We start from the raw sequence: 14,526 nt of genomic DNA, 5'->3' as shown, positions 1-14,526 counted from the left end.
AGGTAGAGATCGGGCCTTCATTCGGAGGCAAATTCGCATGGCGACAACACTTGGCTCCCTTGGCTTCGCGACCCCGCTCGGCGAACTGTCGACCCTGAGCGACGACCAGCTGGCTGCGAAGCTTGCCGACTACAAGGCGACGGGTGCCACCTGGCTGCGCACCGACTTCTGGTGGGACCTGGTCAAGCCAACGGCCAGCGGTGGCTACGACTGGTCCACCGTCGATCGCGTGGTCGCGGCTGCCAATGCCCAGGGCCTGAAGGTGATCGGCGAGCTGCTCGGCCTGCCCTCCTGGGTGCAGAATGGCGGCGGCGTGGCGGCCAACGTCTCGGCCTATGGCGATTTCGCCAAGGCCGCCGCGCAGCATTTCGGCGACCAGGTCAACTACTGGGAGATCTGGAACGAGCAGAACCTCTCCGGCTTCTGGGGCGGCCAGCCCGACGCCGCCGCCTATACCCAGATCCTGAAGGCCGCCTACACCGCCATCAAATCGGTCGATGGCAATGACTTCGTCATCTCCGGCGGCCTCTCCCCCGCCCCGGATTCGGGCAGCGGCTGGCAGAGCGCCGTCTCCTTCCTGCAGCAGATGTATGCCAACGGCGCCGAGGCCTATTTCGACGCCCTCGGCTTCCACCCCTATTCCTGGCCGCTGATGCCGAACGACACGGCGTCCTGGAACGGCTTCCAGATCATGCAGAGCGGCATCCGCAGCCTCATGGTGGCCAATGGCGACGCCGACAAGCAGATCTGGATGACCGAGTTCGGCGCGCCCACCGATGGCGGCAGCGGCGCCGTCAGCGAGGCCGACCAGGCCACCATGCTGCAGCAGGCGATCACCTTCCAGCAGAACACCAGCTGGGCGGGGCCGCTGCTCTACTACTCCTATCAGGACCGCGGCAGCGGCAGCTGGTCCGGCTACTCGACCGAGAGCTTCTTCGGCCTCGTCCATACCGATGGCTCGCACAAGGCCGCCTATGACGTGTTCAAGAACGGGGCGGTGCCGGCCAGCAGCGGCGGCTCCGGCAGCACCGGCACCGCGGTGACGGCGACGCTCGGCAGCGGCAGCGACGCGCTGGTGCTGAGGATCTCGCAGGACGCCTATCTGGGCAGCGCCCAGTACACCATCGCGGTCGATGGGGTGGCCATCGGCGGGACCCAGACGGCCGGCGCCCTCTCCGGCAAGGGCGACGACCTCATCACCGTCAAGGGCAACTGGGGCGCGGGCAACCATACCCTCACCGTGACCTTCCTCAACGATGCCTGGGGCGGCACCAGCACCACCGACCGCAACCTGCATGTCGACAGCATCAGCTTCAACGGCGCCACCCTCTCCGGGGGCACCGCCACGCTCGGCTCCAACGGCCCGGTGAATTTCGCCTTCGTCAAATCCGCCAGCTCGACCAACGACACCGCCCCGGCGATGCAGTTCGGCACGCCGGGCAGCTGGGGCCAGGACAGCAAGGTCTCGGAGAGCCACCTCACCTATGGCAGCCAGGACTACCACGCCTTCCGCGCCACCGCCGCCTGGGGCGCGGTCGATACCGTGAAGTCGGCGCCGGCCAGCTGGGCGGCGACCAACAACACCCATCTGGCGGTGGACAATTTCAAGCAGGTGCAGCTCGACCTCCGCGCCGCGGGCAGCACCGGGCTCGACGTCATGGCGGTGGCGGCCAAGGGGGGCGCCATCACGACCGGCAACGGCAACGACCTGATCACCTGGGTCGCCCATTCCGACGCCTCCGGCACCGGCAACACCATGCTCATCACCACCGGCGCCGGCAACGACACCGTCAGGATCACGGCCGCCAGCCTGTCCACGCTCGACCAGTACGACGTCTCGAACAATGGCAGCCTGTTCAACGCCAGCTACAACGGCAAATACTCGACGGCCGATGTCTATACCGGCGCGGGCACCGACATCGTCACCACCGAGGGCAGCGTCCGCCTGGTGCTGCATGCCGGCGCCGGCCCGGTGACGGCGACCGGCGGGGCCGCCTCCGACACCTTCTTCCTCGGCAAGGGCACGGCCGACCTGACCGGCGGCCTGGGCAATGACCTCTACGTCATCACCCAGGGCAGCGGCCATGCGGTGATCGAGGACTTCGCCACCGGCGCCGACAAGCTGCGCTTCACCGGCATCACCTCGGGCAGCGTGACGAGCAAGGTGGCGACCGAGAACGGCGTCTCCGGCCTCAAGGTCACCTATGACTCGGCGGGCGACAGCGTCTTCCTCGCCCATGTCACCAAGCTGGCCGCCGCCGACATGGTCTTCGCCTGACCCTGTCCCCGCCGGGCCCTGCGCCCGGCGGGGACCCGTTGCGGTCGCCGCCGGCTGCCGGCGCGTCCGCGCACGAGCGCTTGTGCTGCGCGGCGCTGGCGGGCGCCGGGCGACCCAGGATAAACCCTTGTGCTGCAAGGGCTTCGCCGGCGCTGCGGTTGCCGCAGGACGGCAGGCCGGCCTGCCGCGCCGGAGCCTTGCCGCTTCCCTGCACCGCCCGCCCGACGCGACAATGGCGTGTCGGCAGGGAACGGCGGGTGGCCGCCCTCGCTCCTCCGGCATGGATTGCCTGGGCGAATGGAGGAGCAAGATGCGACGCGTGCTGATGAAGGGCTGTCTTGCCAGCCTCCTGGCCGGGCCGGCCCTGGCCCAAACCCGGCAGAAGGCCCCGCCGGCCGCCGCCCCGGCCGGGAAGGGGGTCGAGCTCGGCCTGGCGACGCCGCTGCAAGACCTCCTCGGCCATTCCCCCGCCGAGATGCAGACCCAGATCGCGGATTACGCCCGGCTCGGCGCGACCTGGCTGCGCACGGATTTCTGGTGGGACCACATCCAGCCCTACCGCCGGCCGATCTACGACTTCGACAAATTCGAGCCGATCGTGACCACGGCGAAGCGGCATGGGCTCGAGGTCCTGGCCGAGCTGCACGGCATGCCCTCCTTCGTCGCCGATAGCGGCGGCATGGGCTTCGAGGGCAACCGCAGCGCCTATATCGACTATGCGCTGGCCACCGCCCGGCGCTTCCGTGGCCGGATCCGCTACTGGGAGATCTGGAACGAGCCCAACATGCAGGGCGCCTGGGGCACGCCGCCGGATGCGGCGGTCTACACCCGCGTCATGCGCGACACCTACACGGCCATGAAGCGCGAATTCCCCGATTGCTTCATCGTCTCGGGCGGCCTGTCCCCGGCGCCGGAGACGGCCGGGGACCATGTCGGCGCCATCGATTTCGTGAAGCGGATGTATGCGAGCGGCGGCAAGGGGCATTTCGACGCCCTCGGCTTCCACCCCTATTCCTGGCCGCTGACGCCACGGGACGCGGTGCCCTGGAATGGCTGGGACATCATGGAGCGCAGCATCCGCCAGATCATGGTCGGGCAGGGCGACGGCGACAAAAAGATCTGGCTGACCGAGTTCGGCGCGCCCACCGATGGCGGCAAGAACGCCGTCTCGCCCGAGACCCAGGCCGAGATCCTCCGCCAGGCGATCGACCGCGTCGGCCGCGAGCCCTGGGCCGGGCCGATCTTCTGGTACTCCTACCGCGACAAGGGCGGCAGCCGCACGGATACCGAGAACTGGTTCGGCCTGGTCGGCCCGCGCGGCGAGCGCAAGCCGGCCTACGACCTGTTCCGCACCACCGGCGCCGCGGGCCGGCAGGAGAAGCCGCGGCCGCAGCGCTGAGTCCATCCCGGCTCCCGGGTCGGCCTCAGCGCCAGTAGAGCAGGGGGAACCACTGCTCGAGGTGGCGCAGCACCGCCGGGGTGATCGCCGCATCGAGCGCGGCGGTCCCCGCCGCGACATCCGCCGCCCGGTCGGCGGTGCGCGGCACCTCGATCGGCGGCAGGAAGCAGGCCTCGAAGCGCGGGTCGCCCGCCGGCCCGGGCAGGCGCAGCGCATAGGCGGGGAGGATCGCCGCGCCCGCCAGCCGGGCCAGCTTCACCGCCTGCACGAGGTTGCCGCCGAGCGGCGCCGCCCGGCCGAGGCGCGGCGCCATCACCCGGCCCTCGGTGACCTCGTCCACCAGCATATAGAGAATCTCGCGGCCCTCCCGCACCGCCCGCAGCGCCGGCCAGGTCGCCTCGCGGCCGAGCGGCAGCAGGCGGGCGCCGGCGCGCAGCCGCTCGCGCACCAGCAGCTGGCCGCGGAACTCGGCCGCCGGCGGCGGGTCGTGCACCACCGCGACCGGGATGTCGAGCCGGTGCGCCGCCAGGCCGAGGATCTCCCAATTGCCCAGATGCAGCCCGGCGAGGATCACCGGCCGCCGGTCCCGGTGCAGCGCCAGCAGCGCCGCCTCGCCCCGCATCGTCACCCGCCCCTCGTCATGCAGGCGGATGTAGCAGGGGACCTCGCAGGCGGTGCGGGTGGTCGCATCCCACAGCGCCGCGACCGCCGCATCCGGGGCGAGGTCGGGCCGCAGCCGCGGCACCGCCGCCCGCGCCATGGCGTCCAGCCGGGGATAGAGCCTTGGCGCCACGTGGCGGGCGATGGCGCCGGCCAGGGCCTGGCCGGCCGGCGTCGGCAGGTGCCGCATGGCCGCGGCCACGCCGCGGTCGAAGCCGCCCACCAGCCACCGGCGCGGCGTCATCGCGGCGTCAGCAGCATCGGCAGCGCCTCGCCCGGCCGCAGGGTCAGCCGGCAGACCGGGAAGACCCGGGCGCCCGGGGCGAGGCGCAGATGGAAGGCGGGCAGCAGCGTCGCCAGCACGATCACCGCCTCGGCGAGGCCGAAGCCCATGCCGGTGCAGACCCGCGGACCGAGGCTGAAGGGGACGTAGGCATGGCGCGGCCGCTCCGGCCCGCCGGGCAGGAAGCGGTCGGGCAGGAACTGGTCCGGCCAGCGCCACCAGCGCCGGTGCCGGTGCAGCAGCCAGGGCACCACCATGACGAGGTCGCCGGGATGCACCGCATGGCCGGCGATGGTGATGCTCTCCTGCGCCTGCCGCGCCAGCAGCGGCACCGGCGGGTAGAGCCGGAGCGTCTCCTCGACCACGGCACGGAGGAAGGGCAGGCGCGGCAGGTCCTCCCAGGTGGCGGCGCGGCCGCCGAGGGCGCCCGCCTCGGCCACCGCCCGCGCCTCCGCCGCCGGCGCCTGGGAAAGCAGGTAGAAGGCCCAGGCCAGGGCATTGGCCGTGGTCTCGTGCCCGGCCATGAAGAGCGTCGCCGCCTCGTTGCGGAAGGCGGTGGCATCCATCGGCCGGCCGCTGCCCGGCAGCGCCGCCTCGGCCATGGCGCGGATCAGCGAGGCCTCGCCTCCCTGCATGGCCTCCTGCACCAGCCCCTCGATCACGGCATGGATTTGCCGCACCTCCGCGGTCACGCCGCCGCGCCGCCGCGGCAGCCAGTCCGGCAGGCCGAGCACGCTGAACAGGTCGAGATGGCCGATCCGCGCCTGGTAGCGGGCGAAGGCCTGCACCACCGTCGCCGCCGCCTCGCCGCCGAGCCGGCGGCCGAAGAGGGTGCGGCAGATCACCTCGGCCGCGAGCTGGCCCATGGCGGCGAGCAGGTCGAGCGGCTGCCCCGCCGGCCGCGCCCGCCAGGCCTCGCGGAACTCCGCGGCGACCTCGGTCATCACCGGCGTCAGCGAGGCGAGGCGCGAGGGATGGGTGACGGCGGCGACCACCCGCCGCCGCTCCTTCCAGACCAGCCCGTCCGAGATGAACAGCCCGTCGCCGAGCAGCGGCTCCAGCGCATGGCGCATCTGCGGGCTCTTCCGCTCCAGCGCCGCGTGCTGGTCGATGAAGGCGTCCTGCACGCTGTCCGGGCTGTTGCAGATGAGGATCCGCCGGGCGAGCAGCCGGGTCGGGATCATCTCCTGCTCGAAATGCGCGTCGAGCCACACTTCGAGGAAGCTGCGCCGCGCCCTCCGCAGCAGCTCGGGCAGCGGCAGGCGGGATTTCGGCCGCTCCGGATAGGGGGGGACGAAGAAGCCGGACACGCCGTTCATTCGCGATGGACGCGCAGCGGCCCGAAGCTCTGCACCACCGGCATCACCTGCAGGGTGTTGACGTTCACCCGCGCCGGCCGCGTCGCCACCCAGTGCACGGTATCGGCGATGTCCTCGGGCGTCAGCGGCTCGGTCCCGGCATAGACGCCCGCGGCCTTCGCGGCGTCGCCGCCGAAGCGGATGGCGGAGAACTCGGTGCCGCCGACCAGGCCGGGCTCGATCTCCGTCACCCGCACCCGGGTCCCGAAGAGGTCGGCGCGGAGGTTCAGGCTGAACTGCCGGACGAAGGCCTTGGTCGCGCCATAGACATTGCCGCCGGGATAGGGCCATTCGCCGGCGGTCGAGCCGATATTGACCACATGGCCGCGGTCGCGCGCCACCATGCCCGGCAGCACGGCGCGGGTGACGTAGAGCAGCCCCTTCACATTCGTATCGACCATGGCCTCCCAATCATCGAGGCGAGCCGACTGCGCCGGTTCCAACCCAAGGGCGAGGCCGGCATTGTTCACCAACAGGTCGATCGCGGCAAAGCCGTCCGGCAGGGCGGCGAGGGCCGTTTCCACCGCGGCGCGGTCGGCGATGTCGAGCGGCAACGCATGCACCCGCTCGGCGCCCAGCTCCTCGGCCAGCGCCGCCAGCCGCGCCTGCCGGCGGCCGACCGCCACGATGCGGGCCCCGTCGGCGGCGAAGCGACGCGCGATGGCAAGGCCAAACCCGGCGGTCGCGCCGGTGACGAGGACGATCATGCGGCTTTCCTTCTCGGCTGCGTGATCCCTACGCCAAACTCGGAGGGGTTGAAATACCTTACAAAGCGTCCATTATCCCGCGTGTCGGCCGGCGTTGCAGACCGTCGCAAGGCGGCGCGTCCGGTGAAGAGGACCTAATTGTGCCGACGCGTGCCAGTTGAGCAGTTTGGGCTATCGGCACGCACACCATTGGGTGCTGAGCCGTGCGCCTCCCAATCCCGGCATGTTTTGGGGGCTGAACCTGTGTTTTCTGGGAATGCGGCGCGGCGGTGGCTCTGCGTGCTGGCCTTGGCGGCGCTTGCGCCGGCCATGCCCTTGCGCGCGGCCGAAGGTCCGACGGGCGAGATCCTCATCCCGATGGATGAACGGCGCGCCCGTGCCGCGGGCATCGATGTCACGCGGGTGCAGGCGGAGGCCGGGACGGCGCAGACCATGCTGCCCGGAACCGTCGCCGTGCCGCCGCAGCAGCTCCGCATCGTCGCCGCCCCCGCGGCCGGCCTGGTCGAGACCGTGCTGGTGGCGCCGAACGAGCCGGTGAAGGCCGGCGAGGCGCTGGCCCGGCTGCGCAGCACCGACCTGCTGGAGGCGCAGCGCACCTATCTCCAGGCCCTCTCGGCCGAGGAGCTGGCGAAGCAGCGCCTGGCGCGCGACGAGCAGATGTACCGCGAGCGGATCATCGCCGAGCGGCGGCTGCTGACCACCCGCGCCGACCACGAATTCGCCCGCACCAACCTGCAGGAGCGCGAGCAGATGCTCGCCCTGCTCGGCATGGCGGAACCCGACATCCAGGCCGTGCGCAAGACCCGGCGCATGGCCGCCGCCCTCACCGTCACCGCGCCCGAGGACGGCGTGGTGCTGGAGACCCGGACCAGCGCCGGCGAGCGCGTCGCCGCCTCCGCCCCGCTCTTCTCCATCGCCCGGCTGAAGCCGCTCTGGGTCAACCTGCAGGTGCCGCTGCCGCAGGCGATGGCGATCGAGCCCGGCACGCGGATGAGCATCCCCGGCACCGCCGCGCAGGGCGAGGTGATCCGCCTCGGCCGCAGCGTCGACCCGGCGACGCAGAGCGTCACCGCGGTGGTCGAGGTCGCCGACGGGGCGGAGACGTTGCGCCCAGGCCAGGTGGTCACCGCCGCCGTCGCGCTGCGGCCGAACGGCACGCCGCAATGGAGCGTGCCGGCCGGGGCGGTGGTGCGGCATGCCGGCCGGTCCTGGGTCTTCGTGAAATCCGCCGACGGCTTCCGCGCCAAGCCGGTGACGGTGATCTCCGAGAGCCCCAGCGCCAGCTCGATCCGCGCCGGCCTCACGCTGGATGACCAGGTGGCCACCCGCGGCATCCTGACGCTGCTCGCCGAACTCACCGAAGTCTACGGGGGCTGAACCGGGCATGCTCGGACGTCTCGTCGCGCTGGCGCTGCGCCAGCGGCTGATCGTGCTGCTCGTCACCCTCGGCCTGATCGTCTGGGGCGTCGATTCCTACCGCAAGCTGCCGATCGACGCCTTCCCCGATGTCTCGCCCACCCAGGTGCTGGTGGCGATGCAGGCGCCCGGCCTGCCGCCCGAGGAGCTGGAGGCGCAGATCACCAACCCGATCGAGATCGCCATGCGCGGCATCCCGAACCTGGTCGGGATCCGCTCCATCACGCGCTACGCCATCGCGCTGATGACCTTCGAATTCGCTCCCGGCACGGATGTCTACTGGGCCCGCACGCAGGTGGACCAGCGGCTCGACGATCTGGAATCGCAATTCCCGGACGGCGTCTCGGGCGGCCTCGCGCCGGTGGTCACGCCGCTCGGCGAGATGCTGATGTTCACCCTCGAGGGCGGCAGCATCTCCCCCATGGCGCGGCGGACCATCCTCGATTGGGTGATCCGGCCGCAGCTCCGCGGCCTGCCCGGCATCGCCGACGTGAACACCCTCGGCGGCTTCGTCCGCACCTACGAGGTGGCGCCCGACCCGGCGGCGATGGCGGCGCGCGGCATCACCACCGAGATGCTGGCCAACGCGCTCGGCGAGAACAACCGCAACGACGGCGCCGGCCGGGTGCGCGACGGCGAGGAGGCGCTGCTGGTGCGCGCCGAGGGCCGCATCCGCAACCTCGACGACATCCGCCACATCGTCGTCGCCGCGCATCCGACCGGGGTGGTGCGGGTCTCCGACATCGCCGATGTCCGCTTCGGGGCGCTGGCGCGCAACGGCGTCGTCACCCGCAACGGTGAGGGCGAGGCGGTCTGGGGCATCGTGCTCGGCCTCCGCGGCGCCAATGCCAAGACGGTGGTGAACAACGCCAAGGCGAAGCTGGCGGAGATCCAGAAGACCCTGCCCGAGGGCGTCAAGATCGACATCTTCTACGACCGCAACGAGCTGATCGAGAAGGCGGTCTGGACGGTGCAGAAGGTGCTGCTGGAGGCGATCGCCCTCGTCGTCGTGCTGCTGATACTGTTCCTCGGCAACCTGCGCGCCGCGCTCGTCGTCTCGCTCTCCCTGCCGCTCGCCGTCCTCACCACCTTCGGCGTCATGCGCATGACCGGCATCTCGGCCAACATCATGTCGCTCGGCGGCCTGGCCATCGCCATCGGCCTGCTGGTGGACTGCGCCGTGGTCATCGTCGAGAACACGGCGCACAAGCTCGGCACCGCGCATGGCCGGGCCGACTACCGCGGCCGCATGCGCATCACCGCCGAGGCGGTGCGCGAGGTGGCGGTGCCGCTGGTCTCGGGCGTCATCATCATCATCACCGTCTTCCTGCCCCTGCTCTCGCTGCAGGGGCTGGAGGGGCGGCTCTTCGCGCCGGTCGCGCTGACCATCGCCTTCGCCCTCTGCGCGGCGCTGTTCCTCTCGCTCACCTTCGTCCCGGCCCTGGCCGCGACGCTGCTCAAGGTCGGCGGCCATACGCGGGAGCCCTGGCTGGTGCGGCTGCTGCACCGGGTCTACGACCCCTTCCTCGCCTGGGCGATGCGCAACCCGATGAAGGTGGGCGCCGCGGCGCTGGCCGGGCTGGTGCTGGCCGGCTTCCTCTTCACCCGCATCGGCTCCACCTTCATGCCGGTGATGGATGAGGGCACGCCGGTCATCACCGTGCGCAAGCACCCGACGATCAACGTCGAATCGGCGGCCGCCACCGACCTCATGATCCAGCAGCAGATCATGGCCGCGGTGCCGGAGGTGCGCGGCATGATGGGCCGCGCCGGCGCCGACGAGATCGGCATCGACCCGGTCGGGCTGAACGACAGCGACCTCTTCCTCGACATCAAGCCGCGCTCGGAGTGGCGCGAGCCGAAGAACCCGGACTTCGTGGTCAACGAGCTGCGGAAGGTGCTCGACCACATCCCGGGCATCAGCTACGCGATCAACCAGCCGATCGACATGCGGGTGCAGGAGATGATCATCGGCGCCCGCGGCGACGTGGTGATCAAGGTCTTCGGCTACTCCATCCCCGAGCTCAACCGGATCGCAACCGAGATCGAGAAGCTGGTCGAGGGCATCCACGGCTCCTCGGAGGTCTTCGCCCTGCGCAACGAGGGCATGAAGTATCTCAAGGTCGAGATCGACCGCTTCAATGTCGGGCGCCTCGGCCTGAACGTGCGGGACGTGCAGCAGGCGCTGCGCGTCTGGGTGGATGGCCGCGAGCTCGGCATCGTGTTGGAGCAGGAGCGGCGCATCCCGCTGGTGCTGCGCGGCGAGGGCAGCCTGCGCCGCTCGGCGGCCGACCTCTCGCGCGTCATGCTGGCCCTGCCGGGCGGCCGCACCGTCGCCCTGTCGCAGGTGGCGAAGATCTCGGAGGAGGAGGGCCCGATCCAGGTGATCCGCGAGGGCACGCAGCGCTACGCCACCATCCTCTCCAATGTCCGCGGCCGCGATCTGGTCGGCTTCGTCGCCGAGGCGCAGGCGGCGGTGGCGCAGCAGGTGAAGCTGCCGGCCGGCTACCGGCTGGAATGGGGCGGGCAGTTCGAGAACCAGCAGCGCGCCTCGGCCCGGCTGGCCGTCGTCGTGCCCATCGCCCTCGCCCTGATCTTCCTGCTGCTCTACTTCACCTTCAACTCGGTGCGCGAGGCGCTGCTGGTGTTCTGCAACGTGCCCTTCGCGGCGATCGGCGGCATCATCGGCCTCTACCTCTCGGGCGAGTTCCTCTCCGTCCCCGCCTCGGTCGGCTTCATCGCCCTCATCGGCATCGCGGTGCTGAACGGCGTGGTGCTGATCTCCTACATCAACCGCCTGATCGCCGAAACCGGGCTCGGCCTGCAGGAGGCGGTGCTGGAGGGCGCGCGGCGGCGCATGACGCCGGTGACGCTGACCGCGACCATCGCCGCCTTCGGCCTGGTGCCCTTCCTCTTCGCCGAGGGGCCGGGCTCGGAGATCCAGCGGCCGCTCGCCGTCGTCGTCATCGGCGGGCTGGTCACCGCGACGGTCCTCACCCTGGTGCTGCTGCCGATCCTCTATGCCCGCTTCGCGGTCCGGGGCGAGGCGGCGGAGGAGGGGGCGGCGGCGCCCTCGGCCGCCGCCGATGGGACGCCGCTCCCCGCGCCGCCGGCCGAGGCGCGCCGTCCGGCGGTGGCGAAGTAGCCGCCATGCGACGCCCGCTCCTCGCCGCGCTCGGCGCCGCCGCCCTGCTCGCGGCCACGCCCTCGGACCTGGCGGCGCAGCAGACGCCGCTCGCGCGGCCGCCGCTCCGCTCCTATCCGGATCTCGCGGCGCCGCAGGCGCGGCCCGTGCCGCCGGTGGCGCAGCGCCCGCCGCAGCCGCCCGAGACGCCGCCCGAGCGGCGCGCCCCCCGCCCCGGCCGGCGCGGCCAGCCCGCCCCGGCGCCGGAGGTCGCGCGCGCCGCCCCGGCCGAGGCCGCGGGCCTCGCCGAGGATCTCGACGCCGCGCTCGCCATCGATGCCGGGGCGCGGGCGATTCGCGGCCAGCGCGAGGCGGTGCGGGCGCGCGACGCCCAGGTCCGCTCGCCCATCGCCGGCTCGCCGGCCATCGGCAGCTCCTTCCGCTCGGACACGCGCGGCCCGCGCCTGGCCAATGAATGGGATGTCGAGATCGGCGCCCCGCTCTGGCTGCCGGGCCAGCGCAGCGCCCTCGCCGGCACGGTCAATGCCGGCGTCGAGGAGCAGGAGCGCCGCTTCGCCCTCCGCCGGCTCGAGCTCGCCGCCCAGTTGCGCGACGCCTATTGGGCGGTCGGCCTGGCCGAGAGCGAGTGGCGGGTGGCGCGCGACCGGCTCGCCACCGCGCGCGACATCGGCCGCGACGTGCAGCGCCGCGTCGAGCTGGGCGACATCCCGGCGACCGAGGCGCTGCTCACCCGCAACGAGGAGCTGACGGCCGAGCTCGACCTCGCCCGCGCCGAGGCGGCGGTGGCTGCCGCCCGCGCCGCCTACCGCACGCTGACCGGCGGCAGCGAGGCCGCCTTCGAGGCGGGCGGCCGGGTGCCACGGCCCCTCGGCGGGCCGGCGAATGGCGAGGCGCATCCGGCGATCCGCGCCGCCGAGGCGGCGCTCGCCACCGCCGAGGCGCGCGCCCGGCTGGTGGCGGCGACGCCGATCGACAACCCCGAGCTCGGCCTCTTCACCCGCGGCCAGGGCGGGCCGGTGACCGAGAACGGCACCTCGCTCGGCCTGCGCGTCCGCATCCCGCTGCCGACCGAGGCGCGCAACGCCCCGCGGCGGGCGGATGCCGAGGCGGAGCGCACCCGGGCCGAGGGCGAGCTGCTGCAGGCCCGCCGCCTGGTCGAGGGCGAGATCCGGCTGGCGCGCCTCGGCCTCGGCGCGACGGAGCGGGCGCGGCAGCTCGCGGCCGACCGGCGGGCGGTGGCGGAACGCCAGCTCGCCGCCGGCCGCACCGCCTTCCGCTCCGGCGAGATCGGCGCCTTCGACCTGTTCCGCATCCGCCAGCTGCAGATCGAGGCGGCGGCGGTGGATGCGCGGGCGGAGGTGGATGTCGGGCGGGCGCGCAGCCGGCTGAACCAGGCGCTCGGCCTGGCGCCGGGCTGATCGCCGGCGCCTATCGCACCAGGCGCAGCGTGCCGGTGCTCGGGATCTCGCCGGCCGATTTTTGCAGGTTCAGCAGCTCGGCGGTCAGCGCCAGCACCGAGAGCGTCAGGTCCTCGCGGTCGTCCTGCTCGGCGACCCACCAGCGCTGCCCGCGATACTCGACCGCCAGGCGCGGGCGCGGCGGCGGCGCCGGCCAGAGGCGGAAGAGGCGCGGCTGGGTCGCGCCGACCAGGATGCGGTAGGGCCGCCCCGCCTCCTCCCGCCGCTGCACCGCGCCGAGATAGCGCATCAGCTCGTCCACCGAGCGGAGATACCAGCCGAAGCCCGGCGCCGCGGCATGGCCGGGCGGGATCGCCTGGTCCGCCACCTCCTCGGCGGTGCAGGGATCGCCGGCCTGCCCCATGGGTGCGATCTGCGGCGCCTCGGTGTCCATCGACAGCGCCTGGTAGCGCCCATCGGGCCCGGCGACGCAGAGCGCGACCTGCCCGACCGGGCGGAAGACCCGCCAGCCCGGCCCGTCGGGGCGCAGCGAGATGCCGGGCTGGCGCAGCTCGGCCAGCACCTCGGGCGCCGCGGCCTGCGCCGCGGTCAGGCGCGGGCCGAGCGGGACGAGACGGGTGTAGCCGTTGAATTGCAGCCGCCCGTACCGTGTCAGCCGGTCCACCATGGCGGCGAATTCCCCGCTCGCCGGGCTCTCCGGGTCGTTCGGGATGACCCGTCCGCCCGGCCCCTCGTCGAAGCGCGCGACCAGCAGGTGCAGCAGCAGCGGGTCCGGCAGGCCCCGGTCGGCGAGCAGGCGGAACAGCGCCGGGTCGATCGGCCGCATCAGCCCGCGGGCGAATTCCTGGCGGTCGAGCGGGCCGATGTCGAAGCTCGGGTTGGAGGCGACGAGGCCGGCCGGCTGCACGCCGTTGTTCACCGCCGTCAGGTCGTAGCCGATGCCGGCCGAGAGGGTGAAGGCGCCGTGGATGGCGCCGATGGTGGTGAAGTGCAGCGGCGCCCGGTCGCGCGCCCGCAGCAGGTTCAGCACCAGCAGCGTGTCGGTCGCCACCTCGACGCTGTGGTTGTAGTCGATGCTGTGGGCGCCGATGGCGCCCGAGAGCGAGCAGCCCGGCAGGGCGAGGGCGAGCAGCGCGGCGGCGAGCCGCCGGGAGGGCCGCCGGGCGCGCGGCACGGCTCAGCCCCGCAGCAGCGCCTGCGTCCGCCGTTGCAGCTCCGCCGCCAGCCGTTGCGGGCCGCCGTCGCGCAGCAGGGTGGTGAACTCGGCGCGGCGGCTGGCCAGCTCGCTGACCGTGCCGCTCAGATAGACATCGACCACCTGCCAGGCGCCGCCGGCGTTGCGCAGCCGGTAGTTCAGCGCCACCGGCTCGTCGCGTGGCCGCACCAGCAGGGAGCGCACCAGCCGGTCGCCATTGGAGAGCTCGCTCTCGCCCTCGATGCGGAAGCTCTCCCCGGCATAGCCGTCGAAGCGGTTGGCGAAGGTGGCGACCGACCAGTCGGAGAAGGCGCGGATCAGCGCCTCCTGCTCGGCCGGCGGGATCTGGGTCCAGGCCGGGCCGATCGAGATGCGGGTCATCGCCGGCAGGTCGAAGGCGGTGCCCATGGCCGGGCCGAGCCGCTGGATGCGGCCGCGGATGCCGAGGCGCTGGGCGTTGCGCATGATGTCGAGCAGCACCGCGTGGAAGCCCTCGATCACCGCGGTGGGTGAGCCGGCCGCGGCCTGGGCGCGGGCGGGCCCGGCCGGGGCGGCGAGCGGCAGCAGCGCGGCGGCGAGGAGCAGGGGGCGGCGGGGGAGGGTGCGCATGGCGCGGGGCTTACCATGCCGTCCGGCCAGGCGGCGACCGGCGGCGGGATCACGCCGA

Annotated in this window: 10 protein-coding genes; 5 read left to right on the top strand and 5 right to left on the bottom strand. The window is 72.8% G+C overall.

Translation table 11 applies throughout. The annotated features are described in order from the left end of the window. The first annotated feature begins 37 nt into the window (after positions 1-37). The gene (locus tag DOO78_RS08530) at positions 38-2,278 is read left to right on the top strand and encodes a carbohydrate-binding domain-containing protein (RefSeq protein ID WP_111469315.1); all 2,241 of its coding nucleotides are present in this window, start codon (positions 38-40) and stop codon (positions 2,276-2,278) included. A 310-nt stretch (positions 2,279-2,588) separates the two neighbouring features. Next, positions 2,589-3,677 (top strand): glycoside hydrolase 5 family protein, encoded by a 1,089-nt coding sequence (locus DOO78_RS08525; RefSeq protein WP_111469314.1) that lies wholly within the window; start codon positions 2,589-2,591, stop codon positions 3,675-3,677. 25 nt (positions 3,678-3,702) lie between these two features. Here the strand turns inward: DOO78_RS08525 and DOO78_RS08520 are convergent, their stop codons facing one another. Genes DOO78_RS08520 through DOO78_RS08510 form a run of 3 tightly spaced genes read right to left on the bottom strand, consistent with a single transcriptional unit; the run spans position 3,703 to position 6,685 of the window. After that, the gene (locus DOO78_RS08520; RefSeq protein ID WP_111469313.1) at positions 3,703-4,581 is read right to left on the bottom strand and encodes a lysophospholipid acyltransferase family protein; all 879 of its coding nucleotides are present in this window, start codon (positions 4,579-4,581) and stop codon (positions 3,703-3,705) included. Beyond that, positions 4,578-5,939, bottom strand: coding sequence for a cytochrome P450 (locus DOO78_RS08515; protein WP_243634459.1), 1,362 nt, complete (start codon positions 5,937-5,939; stop codon positions 4,578-4,580). The genes DOO78_RS08520 and DOO78_RS08515 overlap by 4 nt, the downstream gene beginning before the upstream one ends. Then, on the bottom strand, positions 5,936-6,685 hold the full coding sequence (locus DOO78_RS08510; RefSeq protein ID WP_111469312.1) for an SDR family oxidoreductase: 750 nt from the start codon (positions 6,683-6,685) through the stop codon (positions 5,936-5,938). The genes DOO78_RS08515 and DOO78_RS08510 overlap by 4 nt, the downstream gene beginning before the upstream one ends. A 357-nt stretch (positions 6,686-7,042) precedes the next feature. Here DOO78_RS08510 and DOO78_RS08505 point away from each other — a divergent pair, with 357 nt between their 5' ends. From DOO78_RS08505 to DOO78_RS08495, 3 genes are read left to right on the top strand one after another with little or no spacing between them, the layout of a single operon-like run. Further along, the gene (locus DOO78_RS08505) at positions 7,043-8,062 is read left to right on the top strand and encodes an efflux RND transporter periplasmic adaptor subunit (RefSeq protein ID WP_207802836.1); all 1,020 of its coding nucleotides are present in this window, start codon (positions 7,043-7,045) and stop codon (positions 8,060-8,062) included. A 7-nt stretch (positions 8,063-8,069) separates the two neighbouring features. Then, positions 8,070-11,246, top strand: coding sequence for an efflux RND transporter permease subunit (locus DOO78_RS08500; RefSeq protein WP_111469311.1), 3,177 nt, complete (start codon positions 8,070-8,072; stop codon positions 11,244-11,246). A gap of 5 nt (positions 11,247-11,251) precedes the next feature. Beyond that, positions 11,252-12,664: a TolC family protein gene (locus DOO78_RS08495; protein ID WP_111469310.1), complete on the top strand. Its 1,413-nt coding sequence runs from the start codon at positions 11,252-11,254 to the stop codon at positions 12,662-12,664. A gap of 10 nt (positions 12,665-12,674) precedes the next feature. On the opposite strand, the gene DOO78_RS08490 is transcribed toward DOO78_RS08495, so the two are convergent. Both DOO78_RS08490 and DOO78_RS08485 read right to left on the bottom strand, forming a co-directional pair. Next, a complete protein-coding gene (locus DOO78_RS08490; protein WP_111469309.1) occupies positions 12,675-13,838 on the bottom strand; it encodes a hypothetical protein in 1,164 nt (387 codons plus the stop codon). A 3-nt stretch (positions 13,839-13,841) separates the two neighbouring features. Further along, a complete protein-coding gene (locus DOO78_RS08485; protein ID WP_111469308.1) occupies positions 13,842-14,468 on the bottom strand; it encodes an ABC transporter substrate-binding protein in 627 nt (208 codons plus the stop codon). Between the last annotated feature and the right edge of the window lie 58 nt (positions 14,469-14,526).

The sequence above is a fragment of the Roseicella frigidaeris genome (assembly GCF_003258945.1).
GTDB lineage: Bacteria > Pseudomonadota > Alphaproteobacteria > Acetobacterales > Acetobacteraceae > Paracraurococcus > Paracraurococcus frigidaeris.
The sequence above is the reverse complement of the archived record's forward strand: the minus strand, read 5'-3'. Positions and strand labels throughout refer to the sequence as shown.